Below are 17,813 nucleotides of genomic sequence, written 5' to 3' on the forward strand. Positions count from 1 at the left end.
TGTATAGTATGGTAATAATAGCTAAAATCGATAATAAAAAACAAAGTGAAGGGGAGAAAGAATGATTCGTATTGAGTATGATCGATTAGTAGCTATTTGTTACAGTATAGGGGTTTTGTTATTATTAAAAATTCCAAATGATAATGAATTAATTGGGGAAAAACTATTCAATGTCTATAAGGTTCCGATACATACGTATGTTTATATGGATTATAAAGTCTCAAATATATTGATTGTTTCTTTCATACTACATGTAATTGCATTTATATTATTTTTAAAATGGCTAGGAAAAAAGGAGTCTAGTACATTTAGAAAAATGAATAAGATAAAAGTAGTAGGCATTAGTATTTTTATTGTAATGATGCCGTTTATTTTAAATACAATCCTCCAGACATTGAATAAAACATGGTACTATGCAGGAAAAACAGGGGTAGAAGCAATAGAATATAAAAAAGAAGATAGCCAGTGTAGAATGGAGAAAAATGGAGATAATATCCAACCGAAGTGCATTGTTACTTTAAAAAATTATCGTAATCATTCACAAGCATTAAAAGTTGTTTTATATGATAATGCAAACGAGAATTCAAAAAGCTATCCAGTACCGAAACCAGTCTATTTACAAAAACATGAGACAAAGCAATTCGAATTTCAAGTTCCTGTTTCTTATAATAGAGGTATGGAAAAAGATAAAGTACCAAATATTAAATTACATTCATTGCATGAAAATGATACGAAATACAATTAATCTGTAAGTAAAAGTTTATGAGTAGGAGCAAGAATTTGAAACGATATAGAAAATCAACTTGAATCATCCAACATACTGTGAGGTAACGGTATATTGGATGATTTTTTTATGTTATCCTCTTTTTCACGTATGAAAAGGAGGAATACTTTGTTGGAAATGAAAAACATCACAAGGATCATACATAGTTTTTACTTTACGCAATCTGTGAAAGTTAGAGCCATAATAACTAGTTTGCCAATTTTTAATGTCGATATCGGGCCAGTTCACATAGTCACCTAGTGTATAAGGATCTAAGCTTTCTCGTAAATCTTTAACCCAGCGTATATTTCGATTTTCTTCATCATCGCATTTCCAAGAGGTAATGTATTCTTGGGCAATAATTGCTTTACGATGAAAATAAGCCGTTTCATTCGGCGAAATATTTTCAACAGCACCTATGAGCGATTGATGCCAAATACTAGCATCTTTATTTGGGGCATGAGAAAGAAAGTATTGCATGAGTTGAATGCCTTTAAGGGGAATAGGTTTATAGACATAGGAACCAGAGCGCTTGAAATTTTCAGGGATGTTACCGCCATTAAAAAATTCGACAGCCTTTATATAAGGAACTTCTTCTATAAAGAGAGAGGGGCTGCCAGTTTCAAGAAGAGGGGATAATAGGGAATGGAGTTCAGAGGGAGAACCGACAAACTCGCCTTGTGCTTCGATTTTATTTCGTTGCTTGGCGAATAATTCGATCGATGAAGTGAGACGTTCATCTATATAAGGTGCCCAGTTTTGCCACGCTTGAAATGCAGCAATAAAGTCTTCCCATTCCCATGTAATTGAGAAAATTGATACATTTTTTACGGGGTGGACTCGAAAAGTTAAGGAAGTGATAATTCCGAAGTTTCCACCACCGCCACCACGGCATGCCCAAAAAAGGTTAGAGTTTTCTTGTTCATTTGCACGAATGGGTTTTGCACCAAATTTTCCACACGCTTGTACCATTTCCACTTCCATTAATTGATCACATGTTAATCCAAATAAGCGTGAAAGCATACCAATACCACCGCCAAGTGCTAATCCAACAATTCCAACGCTTGCACTTGTACCAGCAGGAATTGTAACACCGTAATTCCAAAGTTCTTTATAAACAGTGCCAAGATTTGCACCAGCCTCAATTGTTGCTGTTAATTTCTCTGTATTAACAGTAATGCGATGCATTTCACTCACATCAATAATAAGTCCTCTATTTAAAAGAGAAAAATTTTCATAGCTATGACGTCCACTTCTTAACCGAAATGGTATATGACGTTCACGTGCCCATTTTAAGGCGTTACAGATATCCTTGTTATTTTGACAAAAAACAATAATACAAGGGAGTTTTGGAATACTTAAATTTAAATTCATTCGGGCTACATTGTAGTCAGGATCTGTGGGAACAACGATACGACCTGTTAATTTTGTTTGCTTCAATTTCTTACTCCTTTCCAAAATAATCAGAGCTTTTTATTAATATATGAAAAATGTCTGTAATACGCGTGGACAAGGAGAGGTGGAGAATGAGATTTACCTTTGTGAGAAATAAATAAAGCATAAGAATAAAGAATCTACATAGAGTTCAATGAAAACAGTTGCAAACTGTTCATATTTTGTTATGATAGTGTTACGAAAACGTTTGCATAAAAATTCTGATGGGATGCAAAAGGAGAGAAGGACTATGAATAAGACATGGTGGAAAGAAGCAGTTGCTTATCAAATTTATCCACGAAGCTTTATGGATTCAAATGGTGATGGTATTGGAGATTTACAAGGTATTATTGCAAAACTGGATTATTTAAAAGACTTAGGTATAGATGTAATTTGGATTTGTCCAATGTATAAGTCGCCTAATGATGATAATGGTTATGATATTAGTGATTATCAAGATATTATGGATGAGTTTGGTACAATGGCAGACTTTGATGCTTTACTAGATGAAGTTCATAAGCGTGATATGAAGCTTATTATTGATTTAGTTATTAATCATACGAGTGATGAACATCCATGGTTTATTGAATCACGTTCATCTAAAGATAATCCGAAGCGTGATTGGTATATTTGGCATGATGGTAAAGATGGTGCGGAGCCAAACAACTGGGAAAGTATTTTTAATGGTTCGGCATGGGAATATGATGAAGAAACAGAACAATATTATTTACATCTATTCTCACGTAAACAACCAGATTTGAACTGGGAGAATAAAGAAGTTCGCGAAGTACTATATGATACGGTTAATTGGTGGCTTGATAAAGGTATTGATGGTTTCCGCGTTGATGCAATCAGTCATATTAAAAAAGAAGAAGGCTTTAAGGATATGCCAAATCCAAAAGAGTTAAAATATGTGCCATCTTTTGATAAACATATGAATGTGAAAGGTATTCAACCTTTATTAGAAGAGCTAAAAGAAAATACATTCTCTAAGTACGATATTATGACTGTTGGTGAAGCAAATGGCGTTAAGATTGAAGATGCTGAGCTTTGGGTTGGAGAAGAGCAAGGTAAGTTCAATATGGTATTCCAGTTTGAACATTTAAGTTTATGGGATGCAGAGAAGAAGAAAGACCTTGATGTTGTAGGATTGAAAAAAGTATTAACGAAATGGCAAAAAGGATTAGAAAATAAAGGATGGAACGCTTTATATATTGAGAATCACGATAAACCACGTATCGTTTCAACATGGGGAGATGACAAACAATATTGGCGTGAAAGTGCAACAGCTCTAGGGGCGATGTATTTCTTTATGCACGGTACACCGTTTATTTATCAAGGCCAAGAAATTGGTATGACAAATGTTCAGTTACCAAATATTGAAGATTACGATGATGTAGCAATTAAAAATTTATATCGCGAGAAAATTGCAGAGGGCGTACCACATCAAGATATGATGGAGATTATATGGGCTTCTTGCCGCGATAATTCACGTACACCTATGCAGTGGAATGATGAGATGAATGCTGGTTTCACAACAAGTACACCTTGGTTTAGCATGAATCCAAATTACAAAGAAATTAATGTTGAAAAGCAAAAAAATGAAGAAAAGTCTATTTTCAATTTCTATAAGAAAATGATTGCCCTGAAAAAAGAGCACGATGTACTGAACTATGGTACGTACGATTTACTTTTAGAAGACGATCCACAAATTTATGCATATACACGTACGTTACAGGATGAAAAAGTCATTGTAATTAGTAATATCTCAAAAGAGGAAGCTGTGTATAATGAGGGTTCATTTGCACTAGAACGCAAACGTTTGCTTTTAAATAACTATGAAGTTGCGGAACATGAAGAAGTAACAACAATTGCTTTAAAACCTTATGAAACAAGGGTTTATCGCATTTCATAATAAAAAAGGATGCTCTTTGAGCATCTTTTTTTATGAAAAAAAATAAATTTCTATTGCAAAGTGAAAACGCTTTTATTAAAATAGATTTATGAAAACGGTTGCGTAAAGATAAAAATAAAGTAATATAAGGAATCGTTTTCATAAAGGGAACAGAAATTATAATTTAAATCATTATGTTGTTATAAATAAAGGGGAGGAAGAACAGATGAAAATTACGTCTTTTGATTTTTGGCAAAAGTTCGGGAAAGCGTTATTAGTTGTTGTAGCTGTAATGCCAGCAGCCGGTTTAATGATTTCCATCGGTAAGTTAATTGGGATGTCTGCTGGGGATGTTAACGCAGTTCATACAATTGCTCGCGTAATGGAAGACATCGGTTGGGCAATCATTACAAATCTACACATTTTATTCGCAGTAGCAATTGGGGGATCTTGGGCGAAGGATCGTGCAGGCGGTGCATTTGCAGCACTATTAGCATTCGTCTTAACAAACCGAATTACAGGAGCTATATTTGGCGTAAACGCTCAAATGTTAGCGGATTCAAAAGCGACAGTTTCTTCAGTAATAGCAGGAGATTTACTTGTAAAAGATTATTTTACTTCTGTACTTGGTGCACCAGCATTAAACATGGGAGTTTTCGTGGGGATTATCACAGGTTTCTTAGGAGCTAATCTATATAACAAATATTATAACTATAATAAACTGCCACAGGCATTAGCATTCTTTAATGGAAAACGATTTGTGCCATTCGTTGTAATTCTTTGGTCTACAGTTACTGCGATTGTATTATCACTTCTATGGCCATTCATCCAAAGTGGGTTAAATGAATTTGGTCGCTGGATTGCAGCTTCAAAAGATAGTGCACCAGTTGTTGCACCGTTTGTATATGGAACGTTAGAGCGTTTATTATTACCATTTGGTTTACACCATATGTTAACGATTCCGATGAACTATACAGAGCTAGGCGGAACATATACGATGCTAACTGGTTCAAAAGTTGGACAAGTTGTAGCAGGACAAGATCCATTATGGCTTGCATGGATTACAGATTTAAATAATTTATTAGCAAATGGAGATACGAAGGCATATAACGATTTATTAAATAACGTTGTACCAGCTCGTTTCAAAGCTGGACAAGTTATCGGCTCAACAGCAGCGTTAATGGGGATTGCATTTGCGATGTTCCGTAACGTTGATAAAGAAAAGCGTGCAAAATATAAACCAATGTTTTTATCAGCAGCATTAGCAGTATTCTTAACAGGTGTAACAGAACCAATTGAATTCATGTTCATGTTTATTGCTCCAGTATTATATGTTGTATATGCTATTACAACAGGACTTGCATTCGCGCTAGCTGATTTAATTAACTTACGTGTTCATGCATTTGGATTTATTGAGTTAATTACTCGTACACCAATGATGGTTAATGCAGGTTTAACAAGAGACTTAATCAACTTTGTTATTGTTTCATTAGTGTTCTTCGGTCTTAACTTTACACTATTTAATTTCTTAATTAAAAAATTCAATTTACCAACACCAGGGCGTGCAGGTAACTATATTGATAATGAAGATGAGGCATCAGAAGGAACAGGAAATGTACAAGACGGTTCATTAGCAACAAAAGTTATCGATTTATTAGGTGGAAAAGAAAATATTGCTGACGTAGATGCTTGTATGACACGCTTACGTGTAACAGTAAAAGACTTAGATGTTGTTGCACCAGAAGCACAGTGGAAACAAAATGGTGCTTTAGGGCTTATTGTAAAAGATAAAGGTGTACAAGCGGTATATGGTCCGAAAGCTGACGTATTAAAGTCAGACATTCAAGATATGTTAGGTGCGTAATAATATGAAATTGCTAACTTTAAACTGTCATTCTTGGCAAGAAGAGAATCAAATAGAAAAGATACAATACCTTGCTAAAGTAATTCAAGAAGAAGAGTACGATGTCATCGCATTGCAAGAAGTAAGTCAGTCCATACAAGCTGAAAATGTATGCGGTAACAAGAAAGAAGATAATTTTGGACTTTTACTATTAGAAGAGTTAAAAGCGCTACATGTAAAAGATTACAATATTACTTGGGATTTCTCTCATATTGGTTATGACGTGTATGAAGAAGGATTAGCGATTATAACGAAGCATAATATTATAAAAGAAGATACGTTCTTTATTTCAGAAAACGAGGATACAACGTATTGGAAAACGCGTAAAATTGTAAGTACAACACTTGCTTATAATGGTAAGGATGTAACGTTTTACTCTTGCCATCTCGGTTGGTGGAATGATGAAGAAGAGTCATTCAAAGGTCAAGTCGATCGTTTGATGGAGCGTGTAGATAGCAATAAGCTCGCCTTCTTAATGGGAGATTTTAATAACAATGCTCGATTGAAAGGCGAAGGTTATGAGTATATGATGCAAAAAGGGTTGTATGACACATATGAATTAGCAATAGAGAAGGATGAAGGAACGACTGTCCAAGGCGAGATTGCTGGTTGGGATGAAAATAAACATAGTTTGCGAATCGATCTAATATTGTGTAACCAAAGTAAAAAGGTTCATTCTTCAAAAGTTATTTTTAATGGTACAAAAAGAAATGTAATTTCAGATCATTTCGGTGTAGAGGTTCAATTGGATATATAATAGAAGAAATCCTCACAGAGAATAAAAGCTGTGAGGATTTTTTTTAGGAATACAAGTATTTCCAAGAGAAAATACTTGTATTTTTTATGACATTTCATATATATTTGTTATTATTGAATGTAAAACCGATTTGGTCATTTTGTATTCATACTTTCACTCACTTCGTTATATAATGAAGTAAGTGAAAGTTAATGGGAAAAAATAGTACGTTTTTGGTTAATACACGATGTAGAAAGTGATATAATTGCAAAATGTATGTATCATTTTCTAAAGAAGGAAAAATATATAATTAGGTGATAACTTCTATGAAACAGATTTGGCGTATTTATAAGACAGATTTACGGAATGTAGCCAAACATTGGGCTGCAATTGTTATTGTTTTAGGATTAATGATTTTACCATCGTTATATGCATGGTTTAACATTAAAGCTTCTTGGGATCCGTATGGAAATACAAAAGAGGTTCCCATTGCAGTTTCTAACCAAGATGCAGGTTCTAATTTAAGAGGGAAAGACATTAATATCGGGAAAGAGATTGTAGACTCCCTTAAGAAAAACAAAAATCTTGGCTGGAAATTTGTAGATGAAAAACAAGCAATTTACGGAGTTGAGCGTGGGGATTATTATGCAAGTATTACGATTCCAAAAGACTTCTCTGAAAAAATTGCAACTGTTCTGGATGAAAATCCGAAAAAACCAGAACTGGATTATTATGTGAATGAAAAAGTAAACGCGATTGCACCGAAGATTACAGCAAAAGGTGCATCAGGTATTACAGAAGAAATTAGTAAAAACTTTGTAAAAACAGCAAACGGTGAGATTTTTAAAATTTTCAATGACCTTGGAATCGATTTAGAAACAAACTTACCAAGTATCGAAAAAGTAAAAGATCTTGTATTTAAGTTAGAAGCGCAGTTCCCAGAAATGAATACACTCATGGATAAGGCGTTAGATGATGCGACTCGAGCAGAAGATATTGTGAAAGTGGCGCAAAAAGAGTTGCCGGTTGTAGAGAGTGTTATGAATGATGGGCAAGAAGCGTTAGGGAATTTAGATAAATTCTTTGCGAGAAATGATGAAACATTGCAACGTGCTCCAGGAACTATTAAGAATAATTTAATGGTAATGCAAAAAGGTTTAGATGGTGCCGCGGCAATTACGGATTTCTTAAAGAATCCATCATTGGATTTCAATCTGGCACTTCCAGATCCATCCAAGTTCCCAGACTTACCGAATATAACCATCCCGCAAATACCAACACTTCCAGAGTTACCGCAAGTGAATGGCGAGGGATATAAAAATATTGCTAAAAATATTAATCAAACTGTAAATAATGTTTTTAGTTCAATACGTGTCGGAACAACTTATGCACAAGGCGTTATAAACGGATTGCAAAATGGTAATTTTGATCCAGAAAAAGCAAAGCAAGACCTTAATAAGGTTTCTGAAAATCTTCAAGGTCGTGCAGATAGTGTTTCATATTTAATTGATGTCTTTACTAAATTTAAGGAATTTGCACCAACTGATTCTGGAAAAGACTTCTTCCAAAAACGAATAGATAAATTAACGAATCTTAAATCAGCTATAGAAAATGCAAATGGCGGCGTTAAAGATATCGCTAATATTATTGGTACAGGGCAAGAAGTGAAACAAGATGTCAGAGATGCTGCTAATAAAAAGTTAGATGCAATAAATAACTTGGTAAATCAAGCAGAAGCAGATTATAATGCGACGTTTGTAGCAGATTTTGAAAAAGCAGTAAGCACAGCTGAGCAATTGAAAAATAAGGCTGACAATGTAAAAGAAGATGCTCAGCAGCTTAGAGGCAATTTAAATCAAGATATAAATAAGGCTAATGAGATATTAAACAATGGTAGAGAGAACTATGATCAGGCTGTAGCGGATTATGCAAAACTAAAAACCAGTCTTGAAAAGGCAAAAGAAGATTTAAGTAATAAAGGTGTTAACGGCTTAGATTCTACAAAAGTAGCCTTAAATGAATTAAATGGGCAGTTCAAAGCAAGTTGGAATTTAGTTAATGACATGATTCCAGTTCTGGAAAGTACAAATAAAGTGTTAGCTGATGTGAATAGTGATAAAAACCTTAATGGTACAATTTCTAAGTTAAATAAAGCAAAAGATGGTTTGCAAAAAGGAATGGATTTAACTGATAAAGGAATTGACGCTATTAATAAAGGTCAAAAACCAGCAGCAGATGTTATTGAAAGTATTAATCAAGTGTCTAAAAGTGTTTCGGGCCAAATTGGTGACATTTTAGCTAAATATGACTCAGAAATCACTCCAAATTTCAATGCAGCAATTGCTCGCACAAAAGAGATGTCTAAAAACACATCTCAAATTTTAAAAGAGGCAGACAAAAAGCTTCCAGATGTTAAAAAATTACTAGAAGATTCATCAAAAGGTTTAGTAGATGGTAAAAAGAAATTAGCAGACATTAAAGCTGAAATGCCAGCTACTGAGAAAAAGATTAAAGAATTAGCAGATAAAATTCGTGATTTTGAATCTGAAGAGGATTTAAAAGACATCATACGCTTATTGAAAAATGATGTTGAGAAGCAAAGTGATTACTTTGCGAATCCGGTAAATTTAAAAGAGAATAAATTATTTGCGATGCCGAACTACGGTTCAGCAATGTCACCATTCTATACAGTGCTTGCATTATGGGTAGGCGCATTATTAATGGTTTCATTATTAACAGTAGAAGTACACGAAGAGGGCGCGAATTATAAGAGCCATGAAATTTACTTCGGACGTTTATTAACATTCTTAACGATAGGTCTTTCACAAGCGTTTATCGTATCGATGGGAGATATATTCTTACTCGGTACGTACGTAGTCGATAAGTTCTGGTTTGTGTTATTTAGTTTATTTATTGGTGGAGTCTTCGTTTGTATCGTATACTCACTCGTTTCTATTTTCGGAAACGTTGGGAAATCGATGGCGATCATTTTACTTGTACTGCAAGTAGCAGGATCGGGCGGAACATTCCCAATTCAAATGACACCAGCGTTCTTCCAAGCAATTTATCCGTTCTTACCGTTCACGTATGCAATTAGTGCAATTCGTGAAACAGTTGGCGGAATGCTTTGGGATATCGTAACACGAGATTTACTTGTGTTAAGTGTTTTCGTAGTAGTTATGATTGTTGCTGCGTTATTACTGAAAACACCAATTAACAAATCAAGTGAAAAATTTGTTGAGAATGCAAAAGGAAGTAAAATCATTCATTAAGAAAAGGTTCCTACCGAGAGCGGTAGGAACCTTTTTGTTTAATCGAACTTTAGTTTTTTTAATGCGTCTGCGAACGGGTTGTTTAATGGTTCTTCTTCTTTTTTCTGTTGTTTCATATATTTTTGAACGTCACGTTTATCAGCTTTGTTTCCAGATTCTTTTTTACGTCGCTCTTGGAATGTTGATAATTTCTCGCGATAGCCACATTTACATGCAAAGATTTGACCTGCACCTTCACCACGTAATTCTAGTTTCTTCTTACATTGCGGACAGCGAGCGTTTGTTGTACGGGATACATTTTTACGATGACCACATTCACGATCTTGGCATACGAGCATTTTTCCCTTTTTGCCGTTTACTTCTAGCATTGGTTTACCGCAGTCTGGACAAGACTTCGTTGAAATGTTGTCATGTTTATATTTTTTATCACTCGATTTAATTTCAGAAACAATTTCTTTCGTATAGTTCTTCATTTCAGAAATGAATACTTCTTTTTTCAGCTTACCTTTTGCGATAGCCTCAAGTTTTTGTTCCCATTCACCAGTTAGTGTAGGGGATTTTAACTCTTCTGGTACTAAATCAAGTAATTGACGACCTTTTGATGTAATGTGAATATCTTTACCACGTTTTTCAATTAAGAAAGAGTTGAAAAGTTTGTCGATAATATCTGCACGTGTCGCTACAGTACCTAATCCACCAGTCGATTTTAACGTATCAGCAAGTTGTTTATTTTGCGTATCCATATATTTTGTAGGATTCTCCATTGCTGAAAGTAAAGTTGCTTCATTAAAGCGTGCAGGTGCTTTCGTTTGACCTGATGTTTGCATAATTAACTTTACAGTTAATGTATCGCCCTTTTCGATGTGGGGTAGAAGCTGCTCTTTTACGTCATCAGTTACATCATCGTCTTCAAATCGATTTTCGTATACTTCCTTCCACCCAGCATGTAAAATTGTTTTTCCGCGTGCAATGAACGTTTCACTACCAACTTTAGTATGTAATGTTAGTTGCTCGTATTCGAATGCTGGGAATAAAACAGCTAAGAAACGTTTTACAACTAAATCATAAATTTTACGTTCTTTATCTGTGAATGCTGAGAAGTTAACGTATCCTTCTGTTGGAATAATCGCATGATGATCGCTTACTTTACTATCATCAACAAATGATTTATTAGCCTTGATAGGCTTTTGTAATACTTTATGTGCTAAAGGACGGTACTCTCCAACGCCACATGCTTTTAAACGTTCTGGAAGTGTTTCAACGATATCAGATGAAATGTAGCGTGAATCTGTACGAGGGTACGTTAGCACTTTATGTTGTTCATATAACTTCTGCATAATGTTTAATGTTTCTTTCGCAGAGTAACCGAACTTTTTATTTGCATCACGTTGTAATTCAGTTAAATCGTAAAGACCAGGAGAGAATGACTTCTTCTGTTTTTTATCAATTTCCACAACAGTAGCATGTTGTTTATCTAAACCTTTTACAATACCATCAATTTTTTCTTTATTAAAACTACGGCTATTGCCATTTGCATCTTGCCAAGTAAGTTTGAGTTTCTCCATCGTTTGAGCTTCGATGCCGTAGTAAGTTTGTGCTTTGAAGTTCTTGATTTCATCTTCACGACTAGCAATCATAGCGACAGTAGGCGTTTGTACACGACCGCAATTTAACTGAGCATTAAAGCGAGTCGTTAAAGCGCGAGTTGCATTAAGACCGATATACCAGTCAGCTTCTGAACGTGCAACTGCTGAAGCGTATAAATTGTCATAGGCTTTACCTGGTTTTAAATTTGCAAAACCATCTTTAATTGCTTTATCGGTTACAGAAGAAATCCATAAACGTTTGATTGGTTTGTTTAGCTTAACTTTATCGATGATCCAGCGTGCGACTAATTCCCCTTCACGTCCAGCGTCTGTTGCTACAATAATTTCATTTACATCTTTTCTAAGTAGCTGACTCTTTACAGCATTAAACTGTTTACCAGTTTGTTTAATAACCGTTAATTTCAAACGCTCTGGTAGCATCGGTAAATCTTCTAAATTCCACTGTTTATATTTCACATCATAGCTTTCTGGATCTGCTAATGTAACGAGATGACCTAAAGCCCAAGTTACAATATATTTACTACCCTCAAGATAGCCGTTTCCTTTTTTATCACACTTCAGTACACGAGCAATATCTCGTGCAACGGAAGGCTTTTCAGCGATTACAACGCTTTTTGACATATTAAAAACATCCTTTCAAATTTCCATAAGTTAAATATAGCATACATCTTCTTGAGATTCAGTTTCGCTTCATATTTGAGCTGTTTTTAGTGGAATGAACAAAATCCTCACTGATTAAAGTTTCACTTTATATAGAAAAGTAAAGAACTTGTTATTTTACTAGAATAAGAGTAGACTTTGAAGTAGATGAATAAGAAACACATGGGAGTTTGTGGATACAAACTGAGAGTATGGCTACTAGTCCGTCATTGACCATTTGAACCTGTTGGATAATGCCAGCGTAGGGAGAGTGTAAAAGCACATGTTCAGGCACTTTGCGTACGCGCGAAGTGCCTTTTTGTGTATCTCCCATCATTATAGTTAGGAGATGAAAAGGATGAATATGAAAGAAATTAGTAAAGTAGTGGATTTGGTGAGAGAATCTAATCCGCTCGTTCATAATATTACAAATGTTGTTGTAACAAATTTTACTGCTAACGGTTTGTTGGCACTTGGGGCATCGCCTGTAATGGCGTATGCAAAAGAAGAAGTAGCAGAAATGGCTAGCATTGCTGGAGCGTTAGTATTAAATATGGGAACACTTCGTCCTGAGGAAGTAGAAGCGATGTTACTTGCTGGTAAATCAGCAAATGTGAACAATGTGCCAGTACTATTTGATCCAGTTGGTGCAGGAGCAACTTCGTATCGAACAGAAGTTGCGAGACATATTCCAGCCGAAATAGATTTAGCAATTATCCGCGGCAATGCGGCTGAAATAGCAAACGTTATTAATGAGAAATGGGAAATTAAAGGGGTAGACGCTGGTACTGGAAATGGCAATGTTGTAAGTATTGCAAGGCAGGCAGCAGATGAACTAAATACAGTTGCTGTCATTACTGGAAAAGAAGATGTTGTTACAGATGGAGAGCGAACTGTTCTTATTCGAAATGGTCATCCTATTTTAACAAAGGTTACGGGAACAGGGTGTTTACTAACTTCGGTAATAGGAGCATTTGTAGCAGTAGAAAAAGATTATGTAAAAGCAGTAGTAGCCGCATTAACGTTTTATGGTGTAGCTGCGGAACTGGCAGCTGTTAAAACAGTAGAAAAAGGGCCAGGTAGTTTCCAAATTGAATTTTTAAATCAATTAGCGAATACAACTTCAGCTGATATTGAGAAGTATGGGAAGATTGAGGAGTTAGAGTAAGGGGGATGAAACATACGATGCGCATTGAAACAAAGAAAATGTCTAAGTTATTGCAAGTGTATTTTATTATGGGAAGTAATAACTGCACGAAGGATCCTTTAGCTGTATTGAAAGAAGCGTTAGATGGTGGAGTGACACTTTTTCAGTTTCGCGAGAAGGGGGAAGGTTCTTTAATCGGAGGAGATAGAGTGCGCTTTGCAAAAGAATTGCAGACGCTTTGTAAGGAATATAGTGTTCCTTTCATTGTAAATGATGATGTAGAATTAGCCATTGAATTAGATGCAGATGGTGTTCATGTAGGACAAGATGATGAAGGGATTACATCTGTTCGTGAAAAAATGGGAGATAAAATTATCGGCGTATCTGCTCATACAATTGAAGAAGCACGCTTTGCAATCGAAAATGGAGCAGATTATTTAGGCGTTGGACCTATTTTTCCAACGAGTACGAAAAAAGATACGAAAGCGGTTCAAGGAACGAAAGGATTAGCTTATTTTAGAGAACAAGGAATTACAGTGCCAATCGTTGGTATTGGTGGGATTACAATTGAAAATACAGCGGCAGTTATAGAAGCGGGTGCGGACGGTGTTTCAGTTATTTCAGCAATTAGTTTAGCTGAATCTGCGTATGAAAGTACGAGAAAATTAGCTGAAGAAGTAAAGAGAAGTTTGTAGAAAAGGACATGTAGTATTTTAAGTGCTACATCGAGAAGTAGACTGCCCAAAAAATTTAAACAAACATTTGATTAAAAAAGCACAAACCTTTTTAAATAAGGGTTTGTGCTTTTTCTTTAAAACATAATAGAAATTAAAAGCATTCCAATGCCGATAGAAGTAAATGTTGCAATTAAGCCTGGAATCATAAAGCTATGATTTAATACGTATTTACCGATACCTGTTGTACCAGTACGGTCAAAGTTAATGGCAGCAACGATTGTTCCATAGTTCGGAATGAAGAAATATCCATTTACTGCAGGGAACATCGCAATCAGTAGCGCTGGTGGAATACCAAGGGATAGTCCAAGTGGCATTAAGGCACGTACTGTTGCTGCTTGGCTGTACAGTAAAATAGATAGAATGAATAGTGCGATGGCAAATAGCCAAGGTGCACTTGTTACTAAATGCTGAATAGATCCTTGAATCATATTTAAGTTTCCATTAAAGAAAGTATCTCCCATCCAAGCGATACCGAAAATAGCAACAACTGCTGTTGCTCCTGCTTTAAAGACGTTACCAGACACAATGCTTTCTACATTTGGTTTACAGAAAATAATAATAAGAGCCGCGATAGTTAACATAACCATCTCAATTGTGTTCGGCATGGAAAGACGAGCTAACTTTCCATCAACTATCCATCCTGGGCGAAGTGTTTCAAATGAACCAAGAAGTACAACAAGGAAGGTTCCTACTAGGAAAAGGATAACTGATAATTTAGCGCCCTTTATACCTACAAATTCTTTTTTCTCTTCAAGCTTAGGAATCATTCCTTCTTTTAATCGTTTCAAGTATTCAGGGTCTTCATTTAATTCTTTTCCCATCTTACTAGCAACGAATGCTGCTAACATACAAGCAATGAAAGTAGAAGGAATACTCACTTTTAAAATATCTAATAAAGTGATTTTATAGTCAGCTAACATTGCTAAAAGAGCAACTGTGGCAGCTGAAATTGGACTAGCTGTAATTGCTTGCTGAGAAGCGATTACGGCAATCGACATTGGGCGTTCCGGTCTAATCCCTGATTCACGAGAGACTTCTGCAATAACAGGAAGTACAGAATAGGCAACGTGACCAGTACCTGCACATAGTGTGAATAAATAAGTAACAATTGGAGCAAAAAAAGTAATACGCTTTGGATTTTTTCGCAATGCTTTTTCAGCTAGATGAACAAGATAGTCCATTCCTCCAGCAGCTTGCAAAGCACCAGCGGCTGTAATTACTGCCAAAATCATAAGCATTACATCGATAGGAGGCGCGGTTGGTTGTAAGTGGAAGACAAAAACGAGTATTGCCATACCAACTCCACCCATTACTCCTAAACCAACTCCGCCTAGGCGTGCACCAATAAAAATACAGAGTAACAAGGTAAGAAATTGTAGCCAAAACATGATAAACTACCTCCGAAATTCATTAGTTAAGATATATTCGAATAGTTTAATTTGAATGAAAATTAAATAAATACCCGAAGAAATCCTTGTTATTTATACATTTTTTATTATATAACACAAAAAAAGTAACATTCACGTACTTTTTGAAATTATTTCGAAAAAGCAATTCGTTAAAAATTTGTATTTATATCTCTAAATAAGTAGACATTTTGATTTATATGTTGTAACCTTTGATAGAGAATATATGATTCTCATAGAACTCCCATATCGTTCAACTCGTTCAGCGAGAAAGGCAAACTGATGGAAACATGAGGACGCAAAACTACAGGAGCTAAGGTCGAAAGGCTATGCTAGCCAGTTACCGGACGGATAGGGTTGGTCTTGGCCAATGCTTTTACATTGGCTTTTTTTTATTCTCGAACATATTGAGAAACATCTTTAAACAAAATATTCATATATTTTGTTTTTTTGTTTAGAATCATTAAGGAAGGTGGATATTAATGAAAAAATATTGGCATAAGTTATCGTTCCTTCAAAAGAACGTCTTATTAACCGTATTAGTTATTTTGACACTTGTTGGAAGTATGGGTGCGTTAAGTTTCAACATGTTTCAAAATAGTATGATGTCTTTATTTGAAAGACAGTCTATTGAAACAGGAGAAATAGTGTTGAAAAAATTGGATGTAGAATTAGTTAGAGACATGGCGAAAGATCCTACAGCCGAAAAAGTGAAAAAAGAAAAGTTAACAGAGAAATTAGATGAAGTGTCAAAAGAATTGAAAAGTGTTGGACAAACGTATGTTACAGGAGCAAAGCCGAATGAAAAGCGGGAATTACAACTCGTTGGTTTGACTACAGAGTTAACAAATGCATTCCCTATAAAGCCGGGAGATTATTATGAACAACCCGCTCATTGGATGAAGGCGTACGATAAGGTCATTGATACGAAAAAGGCCCAAATGACAGAAGTATATGAAGATGAAATAGGTTCGTGGGTGACAATATTAGAACCAATTACAGATGGAGAAAACAATATTGTTGCAATTATTGCGGCTGACTTAGATGCTTCCATTGTTCCTATTACAAAAGAGAAGTTTATGATACAGGGCTTACTCTTTATCATTATTTCATTAGCAATTGCGACTATTACTCAATTCTTTATCGTGCGTCACTCGCTAGCTCCATTAAAAGATTTACGAGAAGGATTACGTAAAATTGGTGAAGGTGATTTAAGTATTAAATTAAAAGAAAGACCAGATGATATTGGAATTATTAATGTTTATTTCAATAACACGATTGAAAAATTTAAAGGGATTATAGATAAAGTAAGGCAAACTGCTGAGCAAGTTTCTTCTTCTTCACAAGAATTGTCGGCGAGTACAGAGGAAAACAGTATGGCAGTTCAAGAGATTGCAAGTTCTATTGAAGGTTTAAGAGTAGGGGCACAGTCTCAAAAAACTTCAGTACAACAATGTTTAGGAATTGTACATGGAATGGAAGATAAGGTAGAAGAGATAACTGGGGCTGCAAAACAAGTTGCGGTTGCTTCTGAAGGTATGGAGCAACATTCAATTGAAGGTAATGAAGTGATTGGACAAATTATTAATCAAATGAGTTTAATCCAAAATGCAGTACAGGATTTATCTTCCATCATTTATTCGTTAGAAACAAGGTCAAAAGAAATTAGTGATATCGTAACTGTAATTACAGGTATTTCAAATCAAACAAATTTATTAGCTTTAAATGCTTCTATTGAGGCTTCACGTGCTGGAGCAGCTGGAAGAGGGTTTGCAGTTGTTGCTGATGAAGTACGAAAATTAGCAGAACAAACTGAAGCGTCTGCAAAAGATATAGCGAAATTAATTGGTGAAACACAAGCTGAGACAGAAGATGCTGTAGTTTCAATGCAAAAAGGTTCAAAAGAAGTAGAAACTGGAATTTCACTTGTTCAAAGTAGTGGAGATTTCTTTGAAAAAATTTCAAAATCAGCGCAATCTGTTACAGATCAAGTAAAAGCTGTCTCTGGTAATTCGAGTGACATTTTACAAAATAGCCAGAATATTGTTCAAGTCGTAAATGAATTATCACATATTGCAAATACTTATGCCAACAGCAGTAGTAATGTTGAAGAAAGCATGAAAGAGCAAGAAATATCAGTACAAGATATTGCAGAATTAGCGACTTCTTTAAGTTGGCTTTCTCAGGAATTACAAGAGCTAATTGGTGAGTTTAAAAGTGAATAAGAAGAAAGATCAATTCTAATCGAAGGGGGATCCCCCTTTGATTATGAATT

11 protein-coding genes and 2 riboswitches are annotated in these 17,813 nt (G+C 35.2%); of the genes, 8 read left to right on the forward strand and 3 right to left on the reverse strand.

Annotation, left to right across the window (positions count from 1 at the left end):
• Positions 1-61: 61 nt before the first annotated feature.
• Positions 62-745 (forward strand): hypothetical protein, encoded by a 684-nt coding sequence (locus tag DOS87_RS02225; RefSeq protein WP_000619191.1) that lies wholly within the window; start codon positions 62-64, stop codon positions 743-745.
• A gap of 123 nt (positions 746-868) precedes the next feature.
• Here DOS87_RS02225 and DOS87_RS02230 read toward each other — a convergent pair whose 3' ends face one another.
• Positions 869-2,203, reverse strand: coding sequence for an FAD-binding oxidoreductase (locus DOS87_RS02230; protein WP_000814907.1), 1,335 nt, complete (start codon positions 2,201-2,203; stop codon positions 869-871).
• A 244-nt stretch (positions 2,204-2,447) separates the two neighbouring features.
• On the opposite strand from DOS87_RS02230, the gene DOS87_RS02235 reads away from it, so the two are divergent.
• The 4 genes from DOS87_RS02235 to DOS87_RS02250 all read left to right on the forward strand — a co-directional run bounded on the left by DOS87_RS02235 (position 2,448) and on the right by DOS87_RS02250 (position 10,002).
• Positions 2,448-4,112 carry a glycoside hydrolase family 13 protein gene (locus DOS87_RS02235; protein WP_001044700.1) on the forward strand — a complete coding sequence of 555 codons (1,665 nt, stop codon included), beginning with the start codon at positions 2,448-2,450 and terminating at the stop codon, positions 4,110-4,112.
• Between the two features lie 205 nt (positions 4,113-4,317).
• The gene (locus tag DOS87_RS02240) at positions 4,318-5,955 is read left to right on the forward strand and encodes a PTS transporter subunit IIBC (protein WP_000705569.1); all 1,638 of its coding nucleotides are present in this window, start codon (positions 4,318-4,320) and stop codon (positions 5,953-5,955) included.
• A 4-nt stretch (positions 5,956-5,959) separates the two neighbouring features.
• Positions 5,960-6,751 carry an endonuclease/exonuclease/phosphatase family protein gene (locus tag DOS87_RS02245; protein WP_098578072.1) on the forward strand — a complete coding sequence of 264 codons (792 nt, stop codon included), beginning with the start codon at positions 5,960-5,962 and terminating at the stop codon, positions 6,749-6,751.
• A 305-nt stretch (positions 6,752-7,056) separates the two neighbouring features.
• Positions 7,057-10,002: a YhgE/Pip domain-containing protein gene (locus tag DOS87_RS02250; protein WP_000810077.1), complete on the forward strand. Its 2,946-nt coding sequence runs from the start codon at positions 7,057-7,059 to the stop codon at positions 10,000-10,002.
• Between the two features lie 38 nt (positions 10,003-10,040).
• On the opposite strand, the gene topB is transcribed toward DOS87_RS02250, so the two are convergent.
• Positions 10,041-12,230, reverse strand: a complete 2,190-nt coding sequence (gene topB / locus DOS87_RS02255) for a DNA topoisomerase III (RefSeq protein WP_000047318.1) — start codon at positions 12,228-12,230, stop codon at positions 10,041-10,043.
• 191 nt (positions 12,231-12,421) lie between these two features.
• Positions 12,422-12,534, forward strand: a riboswitch (TPP riboswitch).
• A gap of 72 nt (positions 12,535-12,606) precedes the next feature.
• On the opposite strand from topB, the gene thiM reads away from it, so the two are divergent.
• Positions 12,607-13,416 (forward strand): hydroxyethylthiazole kinase, encoded by an 810-nt coding sequence (gene thiM, locus DOS87_RS02260; RefSeq protein ID WP_001056107.1) that lies wholly within the window; start codon positions 12,607-12,609, stop codon positions 13,414-13,416.
• A 5-nt stretch (positions 13,417-13,421) separates the two neighbouring features.
• Positions 13,422-14,090 carry a thiamine phosphate synthase gene (thiE, locus tag DOS87_RS02265; RefSeq protein ID WP_043311671.1) on the forward strand — a complete coding sequence of 223 codons (669 nt, stop codon included), beginning with the start codon at positions 13,422-13,424 and terminating at the stop codon, positions 14,088-14,090.
• Between the two features lie 116 nt (positions 14,091-14,206).
• Here the strand turns inward: thiE and DOS87_RS02270 are convergent, their stop codons facing one another.
• A complete protein-coding gene (locus DOS87_RS02270; protein WP_000498703.1) occupies positions 14,207-15,520 on the reverse strand; it encodes an anaerobic C4-dicarboxylate transporter family protein in 1,314 nt (437 codons plus the stop codon).
• A 281-nt stretch (positions 15,521-15,801) separates the two neighbouring features.
• Positions 15,802-15,886, forward strand: a riboswitch (cyclic di-GMP riboswitch).
• Positions 15,887-16,020: 134 nt separating this feature from the next.
• Here DOS87_RS02270 and DOS87_RS02275 point away from each other — a divergent pair.
• A complete protein-coding gene (locus DOS87_RS02275; RefSeq protein ID WP_000761081.1) occupies positions 16,021-17,763 on the forward strand; it encodes a methyl-accepting chemotaxis protein in 1,743 nt (580 codons plus the stop codon).
• Positions 17,764-17,813: the final 50 nt, after the last annotated feature.

The sequence above is a fragment of the Bacillus sp. CR71 genome, assembly GCF_003429245.1.
In the GTDB taxonomy this organism is placed as follows: Bacteria; Bacillota; Bacilli; order Bacillales; family Bacillaceae_G; genus Bacillus_A; species Bacillus_A thuringiensis_S.

Coding starts and splice junctions, on each gene's coding strand:
- DOS87_RS02225 (WP_000619191.1), top strand. CDS start 62: ATGATTCGTATTGAGTATGATCGATTAGTAGCTATTTGTTACAGTATA.
- DOS87_RS02235 (WP_001044700.1), top strand. CDS start 2,448: ATGAATAAGACATGGTGGAAAGAAGCAGTTGCTTATCAAATTTATCCA.
- DOS87_RS02240 (WP_000705569.1), top strand. CDS start 4,318: ATGAAAATTACGTCTTTTGATTTTTGGCAAAAGTTCGGGAAAGCGTTA.
- DOS87_RS02245 (WP_098578072.1), top strand. CDS start 5,960: ATGAAATTGCTAACTTTAAACTGTCATTCTTGGCAAGAAGAGAATCAA.
- DOS87_RS02250 (WP_000810077.1), top strand. CDS start 7,057: ATGAAACAGATTTGGCGTATTTATAAGACAGATTTACGGAATGTAGCC.
- topB (WP_000047318.1), bottom strand. CDS start 12,230: ATGTCAAAAAGCGTTGTAATCGCTGAAAAGCCTTCCGTTGCACGAGAT.
- thiM (WP_001056107.1), top strand. CDS start 12,607: ATGAATATGAAAGAAATTAGTAAAGTAGTGGATTTGGTGAGAGAATCT.
- thiE (WP_043311671.1), top strand. CDS start 13,422: ATGAAACATACGATGCGCATTGAAACAAAGAAAATGTCTAAGTTATTG.
- DOS87_RS02270 (WP_000498703.1), bottom strand. CDS start 15,520: ATGTTTTGGCTACAATTTCTTACCTTGTTACTCTGTATTTTTATTGGT.
- DOS87_RS02275 (WP_000761081.1), top strand. CDS start 16,021: ATGAAAAAATATTGGCATAAGTTATCGTTCCTTCAAAAGAACGTCTTA.